Origin of the sequence: Dactylosporangium sp. CA-152071, assembly GCF_050936335.1 — a bacterium.
In the GTDB taxonomy this organism is placed as follows: Bacteria; Actinomycetota; Actinomycetes; order Mycobacteriales; family Micromonosporaceae; genus Dactylosporangium; species Dactylosporangium maewongense.
The window spans coordinates 4,102,133-4,121,867 of sequence record NZ_JBNJMZ010000002.1 but is presented as its reverse complement, the minus strand read 5'-3'; the positions used below and the strand labels follow the sequence as shown (position 1 = coordinate 4,121,867).

The window sequence follows — 19,735 nt, the reverse complement described above, 5'->3', positions numbered from 1 at the left end:
CCCATCCACACGGACGGACGGCCCGCGGTTCCGTACCCACCGGTCCGTTACGGGCAGCGACCGCAGACTCACGCAGTCCGATATCCGCCACGGGGGTTTTCAGGTCTATGCCGCTCGAATTCACAAACCTGACCTAAGGTCCAGGTCGCGCGGCGGCACCGCAGCACGCAGTCCCGCCCGGGTCAGAGAAGAAAGGACACCGAGTGCGCTACTTCTCCCACCTGGACGGGTTGTCCGCCGGGGCCCTGTTCCACCGGCTGCCTGCCACGTTCTCCCAGGACAGTCCCCCTGAAGTGCTCGCCATGGCGCTCGGCGCCACCCTGTACTCCCCGGCGGTGCGTCCGCGCCTGGCCGAGGACATCCTGCGCTGCCACGCCGAGGGCGTGATGAGCATGGTCGGCTGCCTCGAGGACTCGATCCGTGACAGCGAGGTCGACGAGGCCGAGCTGAACCTCGCGCACCAGCTGCGCCTGCTCGCGCGCATGGAGACGGGCGGGCCGCTGGTCTTCGTGCGGGTCCGCCACTCCGACCAAATCTACCGGCTCGCCGACCGGCTCGGTGACGATCTGCGGATCCTCAGCGGGTTCGTGCTGCCGAAGTTCCGCCCCGACGAGTCCGGCCAGGCGGGGCTGAAGGCGGTCCGGGAGATCGCCGACGGCAGCGGCCTGCCCCTGTATGCGATGCCGGTCCTCGAGACCCCGGAGATCGCCTACGCGGAGACCCGGATGCCGACCCTGCTCGCCGTCCGTGACATGCTCGATGGCAACCGCGACCGGGTCCTGGCCGTCAGGGTCGGCGCGACCGATCTGAGCAGCATCTACGCCCTGCGCCGGACGGCGGAGCTGACCGCGTGGGACGTCAACGTCGTGGCCGGCATCCTGACCGACATCGTCAACGTGCTGGCCCGCCGGGGCGGCTGGGGCGGCAGAGGCGGCCCGGGGTCGCCCACCGCGGGAGCAGGGTACGAGGTGACGGGTCCGGTGTGGGAGTACTTCTCCGGCGGCGAGCGGGTGCTCAAGCCGCAGCTGCGGGTCACGCCGTTCGAGGACCACGACCCGATGCTCCGCACGAAGCTGGTGCGCCAGTCCCTGGACGGCCTGATCCGCGAGATCGTGCTCGACAAGGCCAACGGCATGGTCGGCAAGACCGTCATCCACCCCAGCCACGCGGCGGCCGTGCACGCGCTGAGCGTCGTCAGCCACGAGGAGTACTGCGACGCGAAGGCGATCTGCGAGGACTACGCCGGCGACGGCGGCGGCGGGGTGCTGCGCAGCGTCTACATGAACAAGATGAACGAGGTCCGGCCGCACCTGTCGTGGGCGGAGCGGACCCTGGTGCGCGCCGACATCTTCGGCGTGGCCGCCGAGGGCCTCGACTTCGTCGACTTCCTCGAGGCGTCGGTCAGCAGCAGGGAGCCGGTGGCGTGAGCGAGGTCTGGTCCGGCGCCTGGGTCACCGAGCGCCTCGACGTCCGGCTCGTCGACGCGGACGCCGACAACCCGCGGGTCGCGGACCTGGCGGGGCTCGCCGTGCGGCGCAACCCGCGGCGCGCCCACCTGGTGGTGTCGCAGGTCCTCGGCAAGCACGTGCCCGCCGACCCGCACACGATCTACGCCGCGGGGCGCCTGCTCGGCTTGCGGGCGGCGGCCGTCCTGGGCGCCGAGACCGACCCGGCCGCCGGCTGGGACACGCGCGACTTCGACGAGGTCAAGGTCCCCGACGGCCCGCCGCTGGTGGTCGGGTACGCCGAGACGGCCACCTCCCTCGGGCACGTCGTCGCCGACACGTTCGCCGACGCCGACTACCTGCACTCCACCCGCCGGTCCGTGCCCGGCGTGGCGCTGCTGGGCAGGTTCGACGAGGCGCACAGCCACGCGACCGAGCACCTGCTGCTGCCCGCCGACGCCGACTGGCTCGACCGTGACGGCCCGCTCGTCCTCGTCGACGACGAGCTGACCACGGGCCGCACCGCCCAGGCGACGATCCGCGAGCTGCACGCCGTGCGCCCCCGCGACCGGTACGTCGTCGCCGCCCTGCTCGACCTGCGGACCGCCGCGGACCGGACCGGCTTCGCCGCGCTCGGCGAGGAGCTCGGCACCCGCATCGACGTGGTGTCCCTCGCCGCCGGTGAGGCCCTCCTGCCCGGCGACGCCCTCGAGCGCGGGCGGGACCTGGTGGCGGCGCTGGACGTACCGCAGCCGCCGCAGCGACCCGGCGAAGCCCCCGTGACCAGGATCGACGCCGAGTGGCCGGCCGGCCTGCCCGAGGGCGGCCGGCACGGGTTCGCCGCCGTGCACCGCCCCACGCTGCTGGACACCGCCGACCGGCTCGCGTCGCTGGTGTCCGCGGGGCTGCCCACCGACAACTCCGACGCGCCGGTGCTGGTCCTGGGCAGCGAGGAGCTGATGTACGCGCCGCTGCTGCTGGCCCGCGCGCTCGCCCGGCACCGGCCGGTCCGCTTCTCCTCCACGACCCGCTCGCCGGTCCTGCCGGTCGACACGCCCGGGTACGCGATCCGCACCAGGCTCACGTTCGCCGCGCACGACGGCACCGACACCGACAAGCCCCGCTTCGCGTACAACGTGCGCGGCTTCGACCGGATCGTGCTCGTCGTCGACCGGACCGGCGATTCTCCCGCACTGTGGGAGGACGGGGGGCTGGTGGCGGCGCTGCGCGGAGTCTGCCAAGGTGTCACGGTCGTGGTCATCCCGGACCTCCGGCCGGCAGTCACCCGAGCAACGGATCCGCAGGAAGGTACCCGGTGAACGTCCAACCCCCACCGCCGCTGCACGGCCCGGACTTCTCGTCCTACGCCGCGTCCGAGGTGAGCTGGCTGCTGACCGACCTTTCGCACGTGACGCTGGAGGCGCCCGCGGAGGAGCGCGAGGCGATGATGCAGGCGAAGGCCGGCCACTACGCCGAGTCGCTGCCGATCGAGTACCAGCCGACGGGGGAGTACCTCGAGCTGTTCCACGAGGCCCTGGCCGCGTCGGCGGCGCGGGTCGCGCACGCGGTCGGCGTCGTCACCGAGCTGGTCATCAAGGCGCGCTCGTCGGACGCGGTGCTCGTGTCCCTCGCCCGGGCCGGCACGCCGGTCGGGATCCTCATGCGCCGCTGGGCGCAGTTCGCGCACGGCGTGGAGCTGCCGCACTACGCGGTGTCGATCGTGCGCGGCCGCGGCATCGACGGTGAGGCGATGCGGCACCTCGCCCGGCACCACGATCCGGCCCAGGTCATGTTCGTCGACGGGTGGACCGGCAAGGGCGCGATCTGCCGCGAGCTGCGCGAGGCCGTCGCGGGGCTGCCCTTCGACCCGACGCTCGCGGTGCTGGCCGACCCTGGCGGCTGCACGGAGATCTTCGGCACCCGCGACGACTTCCTCATCCCGTCCGCCTGCCTCAACTCGACCGTGTCGGGCCTCGTGTCGCGGACGGTGCTCAACGACCGGTACATCGGGCCCGGCCAGTTCCACGGCGCGAAGTTCTACCGGGAGCTCGCCCCCGGCGACGTGTCGAACCTGTTCCTCGACGCCGTCGAGGCGCACTTCCCGGCGGTCGCCGCCAGCGTCGCCGCCGACTGGCCCGTGCTCGCCGCCACCGACCGCACCCCCGACTGGAGCGGCTGGAACATCGCGGTGCGGCTCGCCGCCGAGTACGGCCTCGACGACATCAACCTGCTCAAGCCCGGCGTCGGCGAGACCACCCGGGTGCTGCTGCGCCGCTCCCCGTGGCGGATCCTGATCCGCCCGGACGCGCACGCCGAGCTCGGCCACATCCTGCTCCTCGCCAAGGACACCGGCGTCCCGGTCGACGAGGTCGCCGACCTGCCCTACGCGTGCGTCGGCCTGATCCGCCCCAAGGGGCCCAGAGGGTTCCAGGGGGCCACGCAATGACGACCGTGGTCGCCACGGACCTCGACGGGACCGTGATCTTCTCCGAGAAGGCGATGTCGCACGGGCCGGTCCGCCCCGCGGACGAGGACCTCGTGCCCATCGACGTCGACGGTGACCGGATCTACGCGTACATGACCACCAGGGTCGTGCGGCAGTGGACCGGGCTCGCCGACGCCGGCGTGGTCGTGCCCGCCACGACCCGCTCCGTCGAGCAGTACCAGCGGCTGCGCCTGCCCGGGCGGCGCCCCGCGGCGGCGGTCGTGTGCAACGGCGCCCGCCTGCTGGTCGACGGCGAGTCCGACCCGGCCTGGGAGCGGCAGGTGCGCGGGCGCCTCGGCGCGGGCGGCGCGTCGTTCGACGACGTGTGGCGGGAGGCGCAGCGCTGGCGCGACCAGCGCGGCTTCGACGCGGTCCGCGCGGTCGAGGACTTCTTCATCTACCTCACCGTCAAGGTCCGCGAGCCGTGGCTGACGGACTTCGCCGAGGAGACCGCCGGCTGGGGGCGGATCAACGGCTGGAGGGTCTCACTGCAGGGCCGGAAGCTGTATCTTCTGCCCACCGGGCTGGACAAGGCCGCGGCGGTGGCGCATGCCGCCGAGCGGCTGGGCGCGGACCGGGTCGTCGCCGGCGGGGACTCCCTGCTGGACGCCGACATGCTCCGGGCGGCGCACGCGGCGATCCGGCCGGCGCACGGAGAGCTGCACCTCACGGGCTTCACCTCGCCGCACTGCCTGACCACGGCCTCCGCGGGGGCGGCGGCCGGCGACGAGATTCTGGACTGGTACGTGGCGCAGACCGGTGACGGTCGGCCTTGAGGGACATCTGACAAGAGGAGAACAGAGCATGGCCACCGTGCTGGTGAAGGGCCAGAACACCGCGCTGACCGCCAACGACGTGCGCGTCGTGGTGGAGGTCGGCGTCGCCACCGACCTGTCCGCGCTGCTGGTGACGGCGGCCGGCAAGGTGCGCACCGACGCCGACTTCGTCTTCTACAACCAGCCGCAAGGCCCCGGTGTCTCCGTCAGTGACACCGGCGGCGGCAGGTGGCAGGCGTCGGTCACCACCGGCGCGATCCCGGCCGACGTCGACAAGGTCCGCGTCGTGGTCAGCGTCGACGGCACCGGCCAGCGGTTCGGGCAGTTCGCCCCGCCGGTCGCCAAGGTGTACGACCAGGCCGGCGGCGAGCTCGTCCAGTACGTGATCACCGGGCTGGACACCGAGAGCATGGTCATCGCGCTGGAGATCTACCGCCGCGGTGCCGAGTGGAAGGTCCGGGCCGTCGGCCAGGGCTACGCCGGCGGCCTCGCCGACCTGGTCCGCGACCACGGCGTGTCGGTCGACGACGCGCCGGCGCCGGCCGCGACCCCGCAGTCCGCCCCGCCCGCCCCGCAGTCCGCGCCGCCGGTGGCCCAGCCGCCCGCCACCCCGCCGCCGCCCGCCGCGCCGGTGTACACGATGCCCGCGCAGACGGCGCCCGCGCACGTCGCACCGCCGCAGGAGACGCCGGCGTACGGGCAGCAGACCCCGCAGCACAACCCGCCGCCGTACGGCCAGCAGCCCCCGGCCGCCCCGGCCTATGGTCAGCAGCCTCCCGCCGCCCCGTACGGCCAGCAGCCTCCCGCCGCCCCGTACGGGCAGCCGACCCAGCAGATGCCGCCGGTCGCGCCGCCGCAGCCCGCCGCCCCGCCGCAGGACGCCCCGGTCGGCGGCCCCGGCGGCCCCGTCAACCTCAGCAAGGGCCAGCGGGTGTCGCTGCGCAAGCAGGACGGCACGTCGCTCAGCCTGGTCCGGATGGGTCTGGGCTGGGACCCGCTGAAGAAGCGCGGCCTGTTCGGCAACCGCGAGGTCGAGATCGACCTGGACGCCTCGGCGATCCTGTTCGCCGACAAGCAGCCGGTGGACATCGCGTTCTTCAACCAGCTGCGCAGCAAGGACGGCTCCGTCCAGCACACCGGTGACAACCGCACCGGCGCCGGCGACGGCGACGACGAGTCGATCGTCGTGGACCTCAACCGCGTCCCCGCCCACGTCACCTCGATCATCTTCGTGGTCACGTCGTACGAGGGGCACACCTTCGCGCAGGTCGAGCAGGCCTTCTGTCGGCTGGTGGACGAGACGACCCGCGCGGAGCTCACCCGCTATACGCTCTCCGGCGGCACGCCGAGCACCGGCATGGTCATGGCCAAGCTGCACCGCGACGGCAACGCCTGGAAGATGACGGCGATCGGCGAGCCCCAGAACGCCAAGCAGCCGCTGGAGATGATCCCGCAGCTCGGCCGCTTCCTGTAGGGCCCCGGCAGTCAGGAGTCAGGATCCGTCGGCATCAGGAGGGGGAACAATGACGGTGGTCTTCGTCAAGGGGCAGAACGCGCCCCTGGCGGCGCAGCAGGTCAGGATCATGGTCGACGCGAGCATCGCGGTCGACCTGTCGGCGTTGCTGCTCGCGGAGACGGGACGCGTCCGGACCGACGGTGACTTCGTCTTCTACAACCAGCCGGCGGCGCCGGGGCTGACGTGGCTGACCGGCGGCGCCGGCGGGGCGCAACGGGTCGAGATCGACCTGGCGAAGATCCCCGCCGACGTCGACCGGGTCATCGCCGTCATCAGCCCCGACGACCACACCACGACGTTCGGGTCCGGCCCGGCGCCGGTCGCCCGGCTCGTCGAGGCGACCGGCACGGAGCTGGGGACGTTCGCCATGCAGGGCCTCAGCGAGGAACGGGCCGTCATCGCCTGGGAGCTGTACCGCCGGGCCGGCGCCTGGAAGGTCCGCGCCATCGGCCAGGGCTACTCCGGCGGCCTGGCCCAGCTGATCGCGGCGCACGGGGTGGACGTCGAGCAGGAGGAGCCGCCGCCGGCCCCCGTGACGTCGTCCCCGCACTTCCCGGGCACGTCGGGGCCGGTGACGTCGTCGCCGCACTTCCCCGGCACCGGCGCGGCCCCGGCCGCCGCCTCGCAGCAGCCGCTGCCTGAGGTCGGCGGCCCCCTGGAGGAGCGCCTCTACCAGCAGGTGTGGTCGATCTTCCAGGACGCGGCCCGGTCCACGTCGGCGCTGCGCTCCGCCGTCGGCTACGCGGAGCAGCGCCGCGACAACGAGGTCGGCGAGCTGCTCAACGACCCGCGGCTGCGCAACTCGCCGCAGACGGCCGCGGCCCGCGCCGAGGCCGACCGCCGCCACGACGAGCTCGTCCGCCGCGCCGAGACGGACCGCCGCCGCGACGTCGAACAGCTCGTCACCGAGCTCAGGAGCCTCGCGGGCACACTCCCGGCGCCGATGGCCGCCTGGGACAGCCCGCGCTGGCGGGACTGGCGCCTGCCGGAGACGATGACCGCCGGCATCCGCGTCGGTGACGTCCACGTGCCGGAGTCGCCGGAGCTGCGGATCCCGCTGCTGTTCCGGCTGCCGCTGATGCGGGCGCTGTGGATCGACTCGACCGGCGCCGACCGGGCCGCGGCCCAGGCGATGGCCCGCTCCGTCGTCGTGCGGCTCCTCGCCGCGCACCCGCCGGGCCAGCTCAGCGTGCAGGTGGCGGACCTCGCCGGCGGCGGCGCCGCGGGCCGCGCCTTCGACGGCGCCCACCTCGGCGGCGCGCCCGGCGGGGCGGCGTCGGTGCCGGTCGCAGCGACCCCGCAGGCGCTCAGCGACATGCTGGAGCACCTCGTCGAGCGGGTCGACCTGGTGCAGATGGCGATGCGCGCCGGCGCGATGGGCTCGCCCTACGAGAACATCGACGGCGGGCGGCGGCTGCTCGTGCTGCACGACTTCCCGTACGGTTTCGACGAGGCCACCTTCGCCCGCCTGCAGTACCTGCTCAACGAGGGGCCCGAGGCCGGCGTGCACGTGCTGATGGTCGCCGACCCGGCGGACTCCTCGACGCTCGGCCCCATGGTCGGGGCGGTGTGGCGCTCGATGGCCCGGCTGCCGGTCGTGTCCGGCGACCACATGGGCGACCCGTGGGTGGGGCTGACCTGGACGTTCACGCCGGACGTGACCACGGGCAGCGCCGCCGTCGACGAGATCCTGGCCCGCCTCGCCCGTCAGGCGAACGGGCAATGAACCGGCCGTGTCCCGCGGGGGTTGTCCGGTGCCGCTATAAGTTGATCGCAGACGCGCTGTCGTTGTAGCCGAGGAGATCACGTGTCTCAGTCATTCACTCGGGGGCAGAAGAGCCCGATTTCGAACTTCACCACGGGAGATGATCTGTATGTAGGCATCCAGTTGAACGCTCCCGGGATCACGTGGGACATCTCGTGCTTCGGGCTGGATGCCGACGACAAGCTCGTGGACGACAACTACTTCATCTTCTTCAACCAGCCGAAGTCGCCCGAGGGGTCGATCCAGAAGCTGGGCCCGCAGTCCGGTGACACCGACTCGTTCCGGGCGACGCTCAACGCCGTGCCGGAGAAGGTCGCGAAGCTGTCGTTCTGCGCGGCGATCGAGACGTCCGGCACCGCCAGCCAGCTCCAGTCCGGCTACCTGCGCATCGTCGCGGGCGGGCAGGAGGTCATGCGGTACAGCTTCACCGGCGCCGACTTCGGCACCGAGCGGGCGATCATCATCGGCGACCTCTACCGCAAGGGTGTCTGGCGCGCCGCCGCCGTCGGGCAGGGTTTCGCCGGCGGCCTCGCCGACCTGATCCGCTCGTACGGTGGCAACGTCGACGACGAGCCCGCGCCGGCGCCTTCGGGTCCCGCGCCCGGCTTCGCGCCGCCGCCCGGTGGCGCTGCGCCGCAGCAGGGTTTCGCCCCGCCGCCCCCGCCGCCGACCCAGCAGTTCGCGCCGCCGCCTCCGCCGCCCCAGCAGCAGTTCGCGCCGGCGCCGCAGCAGCAGGGCTTCCCGCCGCAGCAGCCCGGGTACCCGCCGCAGCAGCCCGGCTATCCGCCGCAGGGCCAGCCCGGTTACCCGCCCCAGCAGCAGGGCTTCCCGCCGCAGGGCCAGCCGGGGTACCCGCCCCAGGGCCAGCCCGGTTACCCGCCGCAGCAGGGCGACCTGCTGCCGTCGCAGGCCCAGCGGGTCCAGCCCGGCGTCATGCACAGCATCCAGAAGTACAAGGAAGCGCCGACCACCGGCCGCTGGACGAAGCAGAACGGCAAGCTCGTCAAGGTCACCCTCGGGCCGGACGCCCACGCGCGGCGCGGGTCGATGGTCGCCTACCAGGGCAACGTCGAGTTCGAGTACAAGGGCTCCGGCGGCCTGAAGGCGATGTTCGAGGGCGCGATGACCGGCCAGGGCCTGAAGCTCATGACCCTGAAGGGCCAGGGCGAGGTGTTCCTCGCCGAGAACGCCAGCGACCTGCACATCGTCGAGCTGCAGGGCCAGGCGCTGTGCATCAACGCCAACAACGTGCTCGCCTTCGACTCGACCCTCCAGACCGAGGTCAAGCGGATCGAGAGCCCCGGCATCCCGGGTGGCGGCATGTTCCACCTGGAGGTCAGGGGCCAGGGCACCGTCGTGGTCATGACCAAGGGCACCCCGGTCACGCTGCAGTGCCAGGGCCCGACGTTCGGTGACATGAACGCCGTCGTCGCCTGGACCGCCGGCATGCGGGTCGCGGTGTCGACGCAGGTCCGGGTGTCCCGGCAGATCTACGCCGGCGCCAGCGGCGAGTCCGTCGCGCTCCAGTTCATGGGAATGCAGGGCCACTTCGTCGTGGTCCAGCCCTACGAGGTCTGAAAGGGGACGCTGTGCAGAGTCCGCTGCTCCAACACTATGGCCAGACGCAGGTCCGGGACCGGATGAGTCTTCACGGCAGCAAGATCGCCAAGATCATCATGGGGCCGGGTCAGGATCTCATGGCCCGCACCGGCTCGATGATCGCCTACGAGGGGCTCATCGACTTCAACCCCAACCCGCCGCAGCTGGGCCAGATGGCCCGCTCCTGGGCGACCGGCGAAGGCGTGCCGCTGATGACTGCCACCGGCCAGGGTGAGCTGTACCTCGCCGACTACGGCAAGGAGGTCGTCGTCGTGCAGCTCGCCGGCGAGGGCCTGTCCGTCAACGGCAAGAACATCCTCGCCTTCGACGCGACCCTCCAGTGGAGCATCGAGCGGGTCAAGGGCGTCAGCATGCTGTCCGGCATGGGCATGTTCAACGTGGTCATCCGCGGCAACGGCTGGGTCGCGCTGACCAGCAAGGGCACGCCCGTCGTCCTCGACACCCGCGAGGCACCGACCTATGTGGACACCGACGCGCTCGTCGGCTTCACCGACGGGCTGAGCATCAGCCCCAAGCGCACCGCCCGCTTCGGCAGCCTCATCGGCCGTGGCTCCGGTGAGTCGTTCCAGCTCGGCTTCTCCGGGCAGGGTTTCGTGATGGTCCAGCCGAGCGAGGACGCGCGCCCCGCGGTCTCGGTCCGGGGCTGAGGAGGCCGACATGTATCAGAGTTCTCTGCTGGCGAACCAGGAAGTCCAGAGCAACGAGCGCTTCGCGCTGCAGAACGGCAAGATGCTCAAGGCCACCCTCGGCCAGGCCAGTGGCATGCGGGAGTTCTACGCCCGCAAGGGCGCGATGGTCGCCTACCAGGGCGGCGTGAACTTCGACGCGCAGTACCAGGGCTGGGGCTCGCACGTGGCCCGGCACTTCACCGGTGAGGGCCTGAACCTGATGAAGGTCTCCGGCAGCGGCACGGTGTTCCTGGCCAACCAGGCCCAGGACATCCACATCCTCGACCTCACCGGCGACGGCCTCACCGTCGACGGCAACAACGTCCTCGCCTTCGAGACCCAGCTGCGCTGGGACATCGTCCGCATCGACTCGCAGGTGGAGATCGCCGGCGCCGGCGGCTACAACATCGACCTCGGCGGCAACGGCAAGGTGGCGGTCACCACGACCGGCGCGCCGCTGGTCATGCGGGTCACCCCGAACAACTACTACTTCGCCGACGCCGACGCGGTCATCGCCTGGAGCTCGAGCCTGCAGGTCAGCATGCAGGCGGCGGTCACGTCCTCGTCGGTGTGGCGCCCCCGCGGCAGCACGGGCGAGAGCTGGCAGATGCAGTTCACCGGCGAAGGCTTCGTCGTGGTCCAGCCGGCCGAGCTCATGCCGCCCTACGACGCCCTCGCCGGCACCAACCTCGCCGGCCGCTTCGGCCTCGGCCAGCAGGGCGGCATGCAGGGCAACAACTTCTTCGGCGGCATGGGCGGCGGCCGCTAGCTCCCCCGTGATCCGGAAGACCTTGTGCAGTCATAGGTGCACAAGGTCTTCCGGATCACGGCGTTTCCGGCCTGAGCTCGCCGGAGCCGCGGACGATCAGGCGGGTCTCGACCAGATGCGTGGTGGGCTCCCAGTCCTCGCCGTCGAGGCGGCGGAACAGGATGTCGGCGGCGACCCGGCCCATCCGGTACGGGTCCTGCGACACCACCGTCACCGCCGGCTCCAGCAGGTCCGCCAGAGGGAAATCGTCGAAGCCGACGACCGCGACCCGATGCTGCAGCCCCCGGGCGCGCAGGGCGCGGATCGCGCCGATCGTGATGAGGTTCTGCGCGCTGAAGCACGCCGTCGGCGGGGTGGCGGAGTCCAGGAGCCGGCCGAACGCGGCCTCGGCCGCCTCGGTGGTGTGCAGGTCGTGCGCGATGTGCGCGGGGTCGGGCCGGATGCCGTGGTCGCTGAGGGCCTCCTTGTAGCCCTGGAAGCGGCGCCGGGCGGTCGCGATCGTGTGCAGGTCGCCGAGGAAGGCGATGTCGCGGTGCCCGTGGGCGGCGAGGTGGCGGACCGCGTCGGCGGCGCCTGACTCGTTGTCGACGAGGACGGCGTCGGCGTGCAGGCCGACGGGTGGGCGGTCGACGAAGACGAGCGGCGTGCCGGTGGTGACCTCGCGGGTCAGGTACGCCTGGTTGTCGCTGGCCGGCACGATCAGCATCGCGTCGGCCTGGCGCATCGCGAACGCCCGTACCAGCGCGCGCTCGCGTGCAGGGTCCTCCTCGACACTGCCGGCGAAGACCATCACGTCGCGGGCGTGCGCGACGTCCTCGAGCGCCCGGTACAGCGCCGAGGAGAACGGGTTGGAGACGTCCTCGAGGACGGCGGCGACGGCGGCGGTGCGGCCGCCCGCGCGGCGCAGGCTGCTCGCGGTGATGTTGGGCCGGTACTCCAGCTGCCTGATCGCCCGCTCGACGGCGCCCGCCTTCGACGGGCTGACGCCCGGCTCGCCGTTGACGACCCGCGACACCGTCTTCGGGCTGACCCCCGCCAGCTGCGCCACGTCGCGCAGCGTCGGGCGGGCACGGGCGGCGCTGTCCACGGCACTCCCTCGCGGCAAGATCGGCTGCACCATTATCGCCGGGCCCGCCAAGTGTCCCCGACGCAGGTCGCTTTGACAACGATGTCAAGTTGCTGCCGTACAGCGCCAAGAGCATCAGCGCCGTCATATTGACAATCATGATGAGGTGGGTCGACACTCCTTGACATCGTTGTCAAAGCTGCCTTGAGGAGTTGACATGATGCAACGCAACCGTCCGGCGGCAGGGCTGCTCGCCGTCGCGCTGGTCGCCGCCGGGCTCACCGGCGCGTGCGGCGACGACAGCGGCGACGGCCAGGTGTCGGTCTCGCTGATCACGAAGAACTCGACCAACCCGTTCTTCGTCACCATGCAGGACGGCGCGAAGCAGGCCGCCGCCGCCGAAGGCGTCAAGCTGACCGTCGCCGCGGGCAAGGCCGACGGCGACGAGGCCGGCCAGGTGCAGGCCATCGAGGACGCCATCGCCCGCGGCGACAAGGGCATCCTCATCACGCCGAACGGCCCGGGCGTCAACCCGGCGATCAAGAAGGCCCGCGACGCCGGCCTGTACGTCATCGCCCTCGACACCCCGCCGGACCCGGCGGACACCGTCGACATCACGTTCGCCACCGACAACTTCAAGGCCGGCGAGCTCATCGGCAAGTGGACCGCCGCGCAGCTCGGCGGCAAGCCCGCCACGATCGCCATGCTCGACCTGTTCAACGACAAGATCGTCTCGGTGGACTACAACCGGGACCAGGGCTTCCTGACCGGCATGGGGATCGACGTCAAGGACAAGAAGCGCAACGGCGACGAGGCGAAGACCGGCAGCTACTCCGGCAGCACGTACAGCATCGTGTGCAACGAGCCGACGGGCGGGGCGGAGGACGGTGGCCGTACCGCCATGGAACGCTGCCTGACGAAGAACCCCTCGGTCAACGTCGTCTACACCATCAACGAGCCGGCCGCCGTCGGCGCGCAGAAGGCGCTCAAGGCCGCGGGCACGCAGAACGTCCTCGTCGTCTCCATCGACGGCGGCTGCGACGGCGTCAAGCAGGTCAAGGACGGGCTCATCAACGCGACGTCGCAGCAGTACCCGACGAAGATGGCCGAGCTCGGCGTGAAGGCGATCAAGCAGATCGCCACCGGCGGCGAGAAGCCGAAGGTCACCGGCGGCCTCGACTTCTTCGACACCGGCGTCACCCTCGTCACGGACAAGCCGGCCACCGGCGTGGAGAGCATCGACAGCACCGCCGCCACCAGCCGCTGCTGGGGCAAGTCATGACCGCGCTCGTGAGTCCTTCCGCCGCCGGTCGCTGCCGGGGTACGTCGTGACCGCGCTCGCGAGCACCGCCGCCGAGCAGTTCGCGATCCGCCGCCGCTCGCCGATCCAGCGGGTCCAGCACGTGCTGCACTCGTACCCCGCGATCAGCCCGTTCCTGGTGCTCGTCCTCTCCTTCGCCGTGTTCTCGCTCATCAACCCGCGCTTCGCCCAGCCCAACGCGCTGTCGCTGGTGCTGCAGCAGGTCGCCGTCATCGGCGCCCTCGCCGTCGGGCAGACCCTGGTCATCCTCACCGCCGGCATCGACCTCTCCGTCGGCGCCGTCACGATCCTCGCCATGATGCTGTCAGCGAAGCTCGCCTCGGACGGCGGCATCCCCGGCGTCCTCGCCGTGCTCCTCGGCATCGCCGTCGGTGTCGCCGCCGGCACCCTCAACGGCGCGCTCGTCACCCGCATCGGGCTGCCACCGTTCATCGTCACGCTCGGCACCCTCAGCGTCTTCACCGCGATCGGGCTGCTGTACTCGAAGGGCCAGAGCGTCCAGTCCGCCGACCTGCCGGCACTGCTCAACTGGACCGGGGAGACGTTCGCGATCGGCCGCTTCCGCATCACCGCCGGCGTGGTCCTCGTCGCCGTCCTGTACGTCGTGGTCGGCTTCGCCCTCGCCAACACCGCGTGGGGCCGGCACGTGTACGCGGTCGGCGACGACAAGGAGGCCGCCCGGCTCGCCGGCATCCGCGTCGACCGGGTGCTGCTCAGCGTCTACGTCACCGCCGGCGCCATCTACGGCCTCACCGCCTGGATCCTCATCGGCCGCGCCGGCGCCGCCAGCCCCAACGCGATCACCGACGCCAACCTGGAGAGCATCACCGCCGTCGTCATCGGCGGCACCAGCCTCTTCGGCGGCCGCGGCGCCGTCCTCGGTACGCTGCTCGGCGCCCTCATCGTCGGCTTCTTCCGCAGCGGTCTGTCCCTCGCCGGCGTCGACGACCAGTACCGCGTCCTCGCCGTCGGCCTGCTCGTCCTGCTCGCCGTCGCCGTCGACCAGTGGATCAGGAGGGTCCGCGCATGACCGATCCCGTGCTCTCCGCGCGTGGCCTGGTGAAGACCTTCGGCCGGGTCGTCGGCCTCGACGGCGTCGACATCGACCTGTACCCGGGGGAGGTCCTCGCCGTCATCGGCGACAACGGCGCCGGCAAGTCCACGCTCATCAAGTGCCTCACCGGCGCCCTCGTCCCCGACGCCGGCACGTTGTCGCTGGACGGCCGGCCGGTGCACTTCAAGCGGCCGCAGGACGCCCGCGAGGCCGGCATCGAGACCGTCTACCAGACCCTCGCGGTCGCGCCGGCCCTCGACATCGCCAGCAACCTGTACCTCGGCCGGGAACGCCTGCGCCCCGGCCCGCTCGGCACCGTCCTGCGGATGCTCGACAAGAAGGGCATGCGCCGCGACGCCGGCCAGGCCCTCGCCGACCTGGGCATCGGCACCCTGCAGAACATGGCCCAGCCCGTCGAGACCCTCTCCGGCGGCCAGCGCCAGGCCGTCGCCGTCGCCCGCGCCGCCGCCTTCGGCAGCAAGGTCATCGTCCTGGACGAGCCGACCGCCGCCCTCGGCGTCCGCGAGTCCAACCAGGTCCTGAAGATGATCGGCGAGGTCCGCTCCCGCGGCCTGCCCGTCATCCTCATCAGCCACAACATGCCCCACGTCTTCGAGGTCGCCGACCGCATCCACATCCAGCGCCTCGGCCGCCGCGCCGGCCTCATCACCCCCCGCTCCCACACCATGTCGGAGGCGGTCGCCGTCATGACCGGCGCCACCACCCTGACCGAACCCCCGGGCCGCCCTGACGACGGCAAGGCCGGTGCTGCGTGATCACCGTCGCCGTCACGACTGGCGCCACGACGTCGCCCGAGACCCGGGGTCGCTCTGACGGCCGCAAGGACGGTGCTGCGTGATCACGGCTGGCGCCACGACGCTGGCCGAGACCCTGGGTCGCTCTGATGGCGGCAAGGATGGTGACGCGTGATCACCGTCGCCGTCATGACCGGCGCCACGACGCCGCCCGAGACCCCGGGCCGCTCTGACGGCCGCAAGGACAGTGCTGCGTGATCACCGTCCTCGGCGAGGCGCTGGTGGACCTGATCGAGGGTCCACCAGCCGCTCCCGAGGCGTACCCCGGCGGCAGCCCCGCCAACGTCGCCGTCGCCCTGGCCCGCCTCGGCACCGACGTCGCGCTGCTGGCTGAAGGACACTGACGCCGCGCTGCTGACCGAGGGACACCGAACGCCGCGCTGCTGACCGGGGGACACCGAACGCCGCGCTGCTGACCGGGGGACACCGAACGCCGCGCTGCTGACCGGGGGACACCGAACGCCGCGCTGCTGACCCAGGTCGGCGCCGACTGGCGGCGACTGGCGGCGACGATGCGACGGGCCTGCTGCGTCGGTGGCCGCGTGAGCTCCTCCGCCGAGGTTGTCGCTCGGTGACCGGGCGGACGGCCCGCCTCCTCGGCGAGCATGCTGCCCGGTGACCGCGCGGGCGCGGGCGGGCGGGTGTGCGTGGGGTGCGAGTGCGGGTGGTGCGGGTGGTGCCAGAGGTCACGGACCCGGCGTGGCCCGCCGTACGTCGGGAAGACGTGGCGGGTGCCGGTATCGGTACCGCTCTAAATACCGTAGCAACGTCTTGCAAATCGGCGGCTGGGCGGGTTACGCACCGTCACTGTCGTCGGCGTGGTGGTGCGACACGGCGGGTGGGGTTGCGGCGGGTTACGGGGCGGTGACGGGGTCGAGCTCGTCGTAGCCGCTCTCGACGTCGTTGAAGCCCAGGTACAGCTCGTCGGCGTGGTGCAGGTAGCTGTCGGCGGTAGGGGCGGTGGCGTCGGTCCACGTGAAGGTGGTCGGCTGGCCCGGCTGCAGCAGCGGCTCGCGCAGCGGCGGCAGCTGGGACTCGATCGCCGCCCAGTCGAGGGTGAGCCGGCACGGCGGGCCGGGGACGGGCGGCACGTCCCCGTCGAGGACCGCCTCGTCGAGGGCCTCCAGCGCGGTCGCGGCGGCCGGGTCCGTCGCCGCGCGGGCCTGCAGGTCCAGGAAATGTGTGACGATGCGGACCGCGTCCAGGGACTCGATGTCGCCGGGATCGGTGATCCGGTCGAACAGGTCCCACGGCTCGCCGTCGCGCTGGGACTCCAGGAGCGCGGCGACCGTCGTGTCGTGCCGGGGGTCGCCGGTACGCAGGAACGGGTGCAGGTCGAACCCACCGGCGAGGGTGCCGTCCTGCACGACCCAGAGGTGCAGCACGGCCCCGTACCAGAGCGTCATGTACGCGAGGTGGTCGTCGTCGTACCGGCGGTCGAACGCGGCCCGGAGCGCGGCGAGGTCGCGGCCGGCGTGGATGTCGCCCTGGCGGGCGCCGCCCGGGCCGACGGAGAACTCCAGCAGATAGCAGCTCACCCGTGCATCTTTCACCCGTCGCACCCGAGCCGACCTGCGGGGGCGGGGTGGCCCCGTTGTCCCGGGACATCGACCCGTGCTGTCGTGAGCGGCCAGCGGAGCGGCTCGGGCCGCTCACCGGTGTTGCAGGTGTGGCTCAGGCCGGCGCCGGAGCGTAGCGGAGGCGACGGCGTGAGCGCCGCCGATGAAGGAGGCGACAGGCATGAGGCAACGACGGGTGCGCGCCGCGGGGATCGCGGCCGCCGTGGTGGCACTGGTGGCCGGTGGGGTGAGCGTGCTGCCCGCGCTCGCCGCGGCCGGGCCGACCCTGGCCCAGGTGGCCACGGCGCGCGGGTTCTCGATCGGGACGGCCGCCGGGGTCAAGACCCTCGCGTCCAGCCAGTGGCGGTACGTCGCCGACACGCAGTTCAACTCGGTGACGATGGGCAACGAGGGCAAGTGGGACGCGACCGAGCCGGCGCAGGGCCAGTTCGACTTCGCGGCCGCCGACTTCATCGCCGACTACGCGCGCACGACCGGGAAGCGGCTGCGGGGGCACACGCTCGTCTGGCACAGCCAGCTGCCGGCGTGGGTGAGCACGGACCGTACCGCCGCGGAACAGCGCCAGGTGCTCCTCGACCACGTGACCGGGGTGGCCGGGCACTTCAAGAACAAGGTCGCCCAGTGGGACGTCGTCAACGAGCCGTTCAACGAGGACGGCACGTTCCGCTCGTCCGTCTGGTACCAGCGGCTCGGTGAGGACTACATCGCCGACGCGCTCACCGCGGCGCGGGCGGCGGACCCGGCGGCGAAGCTGTACATCAACGACTACAACGTCGAGGGCGTCAACGCGAAGAGCACCGGCCTGTACAACCTCGTGCAGCGCCTCCAGGCCCGCGGCGTCCCGATCGACGGTGTCGGCCTGCAGGCGCACCTGATCGTCGGGCAGGTCCCGTCGACGCTGCGGCAGAACATCGAGCGGTTCACCGCGCTCGGCCTGAAGGTCGAGATCACGGAGCTCGACGTGCGGATCCCGCTGCCCGCCGACGCGTCGGAGCTCACCCAGCAGGCCGCGGACTACCGGGCGGTCGTCGGGGCGTGCGCCGCCGTCGCCGGGTGCACCGGGGTGACGACGTGGGGCGTCGGCGAGGCCGACTCGTGGGTGCCGGCGTTCTTCCCCGGGTACGGCGCCGCCCTCCTCTTCGACGAGCAGTGGCGGGCCCGGCCCGCGTACTCGGCGGTCGTCGAGGCGCTCGGCGGCACCCCGAGCGTGCCGGAGCCGCCGGCGACGCCGAGCCTGGTGACGGTCGCGTCGTGGCCGTTCGAGACGGGCCTGGCCGGCTGGGGTTCGCGCGGCAGTGAGGTGACGACGGCCAGCACCGCGGCCGCGCACGGCGGCACCGGCAGTGTCCTGTCGTCGGGCCGGACCGCGACGTGGCAGGGCCCGACCCGCCCGGTCCTGGACCTGCTCACCCCCGGCAAGCTGTACACGGTCTCCGCGTGGGCGCGCACCGCGTCCGGGTCCGGCACCGCCAGGCTCAGCATGCAGCGGCAGAACGGCACCGCCACCCGCTACGAGAACGTCAGCGCCAACACGGCGATCAGCACCACGTGGACCCGGCTCTCCGGCGACTACCTGTTCCTGCCGGGCGCGACGGCGCTGTCGGTGTACCTGGAGACGACGGACACGACCGGCGACCTGTACCTCGACGACGTCACCATCCAGACCGAGGGCCCTCCGACGTCGGCGTCCGCGTCGGCCTCGCCGTCGGTCTCGGCCTCGGTGTCGCCGTCCGCGTCGAGGTCCCCGTCCGCTTCGGTCTCCCCGTCCGCGTCGAGGTCGCCGTCGAGGTCGCCGTCCGGGTCGCCGTCGGTGTCGCCCTCGTCGTCGGCGTCTTCCGGCGGTACAGGCTGCGCCGTGCACTACGCGAAGAACGACTGGGGCGGCGGGTTCGCCGGCGACGTCACGGTCACCAACACCGGCTCGACGGCCGTCACCGGGTGGACGCTGCGCTGGACGTTCGCCGGGAACCAGCAGGTGAATCAGGCCTGGAGCACGGTCCTGACCCAGTCCGGCGCCGCGGTCACCGCCGTCAACGCCGCCTGGAACGGCACCATCCCCGCCGGGGCGTCGGCGAACTTCGGCTTCCTCGCCTCGTACACCGGCGGCAACACCGACCCGTCGGCGTTCACGCTCAACGGCACGGCGTGCACCCTACGGTGATCTGACCGCGGTGTAGACGGTGTTCGCCGACGTGCGGCGCAGCAGCGGGTTGTCGAACGTGACGACCGATGCCCGTACGCCGGCGAACACCGCGGACAGGGTGGCCGTGAACGCCTCGTCCGGCGGGTCGTCGGACCAGAGCCCGAAGACGCCGCCGGGCCGCAGGTGCCCGGCGAGGCGGCGCAGCCCGGCGACGGTGTAGAAGCCGCCGTTGCCGGGGTGCAGCAGGTGCCGCGGGGAGTGGTCGATGTCGACGAGGACGGCGTCCGCCGGGCCGTAGCCCGCGTCGCCGTCGGTCAGGGCGAAGAAGTCGCCGTGGACGAACCGGCAGCGCGGGTCCTCGGTCAGCGCCTTCGACAGGGGCAGCAGCCCCCGCCGGTGCCAGCCGATGACGGCGTCGAGGTAGTCGACGACCACCAGGGACCGGACCCGCTGGTCCTGGAGCACGGCGTGGGCGGTGTACCCGAGACCGAGCCCACCGACGACCACGTCGAGGGGGCCTTCGGGCAGCGCCGCGAGGCCCAGCCGGGCCAGCTCGACCTCCGCGACCGTGAACAGGCTCGACATGAGGTACTCGTCGCCGAGCTTCACCTCGTGCACCTCGACGCCGAGCGACGGTTCCCGCCGCCGGCGCAGGCTGACCTCGCCGATGGGGGTCTGCTGCCAGTCGAGCTCCTCGAACCGCCGTGTCATC

General features: G+C 72.3%; 16 protein-coding genes and 1 pseudogene. 14 read left to right on the top strand and 3 right to left on the bottom strand.

Features of this window, described 5'->3' with window-relative positions; translation table 11 throughout:
• Window positions 1–203 precede the first annotated feature (203 nt).
• The 9 genes from ACQEVZ_RS58310 (at window position 204) to ACQEVZ_RS58270 (ending at window position 11,044) form a co-directional block, all read left to right on the top strand.
• Window positions 204–1,427, top strand: a complete 1,224-nt coding sequence (locus tag ACQEVZ_RS58310; protein ID WP_433385312.1) for an HpcH/HpaI aldolase/citrate lyase family protein — start codon at window positions 204–206, stop codon at window positions 1,425–1,427.
• Window positions 1,424–2,764 (top strand): phosphoribosyltransferase family protein, encoded by a 1,341-nt coding sequence (locus ACQEVZ_RS58305; protein WP_433385309.1) that lies wholly within the window; start codon window positions 1,424–1,426, stop codon window positions 2,762–2,764. The genes ACQEVZ_RS58310 and ACQEVZ_RS58305 overlap by 4 nt, the downstream gene beginning before the upstream one ends.
• Window positions 2,761–3,891, top strand: a complete 1,131-nt coding sequence (locus ACQEVZ_RS58300; RefSeq protein WP_433385306.1) for a cysteine protease StiP family protein — start codon at window positions 2,761–2,763, stop codon at window positions 3,889–3,891. The genes ACQEVZ_RS58305 and ACQEVZ_RS58300 overlap by 4 nt, the downstream gene beginning before the upstream one ends.
• Complete coding sequence (locus ACQEVZ_RS58295; protein WP_354903443.1) at window positions 3,888–4,706, top strand: hypothetical protein; 819 nt, start codon at window positions 3,888–3,890, stop codon at window positions 4,704–4,706. The genes ACQEVZ_RS58300 and ACQEVZ_RS58295 overlap by 4 nt, the downstream gene beginning before the upstream one ends.
• A 28-nt stretch (window positions 4,707–4,734) precedes the next feature.
• A complete protein-coding gene (locus ACQEVZ_RS58290; RefSeq protein WP_433385303.1) occupies window positions 4,735–6,180 on the top strand; it encodes a TerD family protein in 1,446 nt (481 codons plus the stop codon).
• 49 nt (window positions 6,181–6,229) lie between these two features.
• Window positions 6,230–7,948: a TerD family protein gene (locus ACQEVZ_RS58285; RefSeq protein WP_433385300.1), complete on the top strand. Its 1,719-nt coding sequence runs from the start codon at window positions 6,230–6,232 to the stop codon at window positions 7,946–7,948.
• Window positions 7,949–8,029: 81 nt separating this feature from the next.
• Entirely contained in the window at window positions 8,030–9,565 is a 1,536-nt protein-coding gene (locus ACQEVZ_RS58280) for a TerD family protein (RefSeq protein ID WP_433385297.1), read from the top strand.
• A gap of 62 nt (window positions 9,566–9,627) precedes the next feature.
• Window positions 9,628–10,254, top strand: coding sequence for an AIM24 family protein (locus ACQEVZ_RS58275; protein ID WP_344504530.1), 627 nt, complete (start codon window positions 9,628–9,630; stop codon window positions 10,252–10,254).
• A gap of 10 nt (window positions 10,255–10,264) precedes the next feature.
• The gene (locus ACQEVZ_RS58270) at window positions 10,265–11,044 is read left to right on the top strand and encodes an AIM24 family protein (RefSeq protein WP_433385293.1); all 780 of its coding nucleotides are present in this window, start codon (window positions 10,265–10,267) and stop codon (window positions 11,042–11,044) included.
• Between the two features lie 55 nt (window positions 11,045–11,099).
• Here ACQEVZ_RS58270 and ACQEVZ_RS58265 read toward each other — a convergent pair whose 3' ends face one another.
• Entirely contained in the window at window positions 11,100–12,131 is a 1,032-nt protein-coding gene (locus ACQEVZ_RS58265) for a LacI family DNA-binding transcriptional regulator (RefSeq protein ID WP_344504532.1), read from the bottom strand.
• A gap of 196 nt (window positions 12,132–12,327) precedes the next feature.
• On the opposite strand from ACQEVZ_RS58265, the gene ACQEVZ_RS58260 reads away from it, so the two are divergent.
• From ACQEVZ_RS58260 to ACQEVZ_RS58245, 4 genes and pseudogenes are all read left to right on the top strand, one after another.
• Entirely contained in the window at window positions 12,328–13,392 is a 1,065-nt protein-coding gene (locus tag ACQEVZ_RS58260) for a substrate-binding domain-containing protein (protein ID WP_433385290.1), read from the top strand.
• A 46-nt stretch (window positions 13,393–13,438) separates the two neighbouring features.
• On the top strand, window positions 13,439–14,461 hold the full coding sequence (locus ACQEVZ_RS58255; protein ID WP_433385287.1) for an ABC transporter permease: 1,023 nt from the start codon (window positions 13,439–13,441) through the stop codon (window positions 14,459–14,461).
• Window positions 14,458–15,261, top strand: a complete 804-nt coding sequence (locus ACQEVZ_RS58250; protein ID WP_344504535.1) for an ATP-binding cassette domain-containing protein — start codon at window positions 14,458–14,460, stop codon at window positions 15,259–15,261. The genes ACQEVZ_RS58255 and ACQEVZ_RS58250 overlap by 4 nt, the downstream gene beginning before the upstream one ends.
• Window positions 15,262–15,494: 233 nt before the next feature.
• Window positions 15,495–15,632, top strand: a pseudogene (locus ACQEVZ_RS58245) (PfkB family carbohydrate kinase); the annotation flags it as partial.
• Window positions 15,633–16,154: 522 nt separating this feature from the next.
• Here the strand turns inward: ACQEVZ_RS58245 and ACQEVZ_RS58240 are convergent.
• The gene (locus ACQEVZ_RS58240) at window positions 16,155–16,838 is read right to left on the bottom strand and encodes a hypothetical protein (protein ID WP_344504537.1); all 684 of its coding nucleotides are present in this window, start codon (window positions 16,836–16,838) and stop codon (window positions 16,155–16,157) included.
• 202 nt (window positions 16,839–17,040) lie between these two features.
• Between ACQEVZ_RS58240 and ACQEVZ_RS58235 the strand changes: the two genes are divergently transcribed.
• Window positions 17,041–19,041: an endo-1,4-beta-xylanase gene (locus ACQEVZ_RS58235; RefSeq protein ID WP_433385282.1), complete on the top strand. Its 2,001-nt coding sequence runs from the start codon at window positions 17,041–17,043 to the stop codon at window positions 19,039–19,041.
• On the opposite strand, the gene ACQEVZ_RS58230 is transcribed toward ACQEVZ_RS58235, so the two are convergent.
• Window positions 19,033–19,734 (bottom strand): spermidine synthase, encoded by a 702-nt coding sequence (locus ACQEVZ_RS58230; protein ID WP_433385279.1) that lies wholly within the window; start codon window positions 19,732–19,734, stop codon window positions 19,033–19,035. The genes ACQEVZ_RS58235 and ACQEVZ_RS58230 overlap by 9 nt on opposite strands.
• Between the last annotated feature and the right edge of the window lies 1 nt (window position 19,735).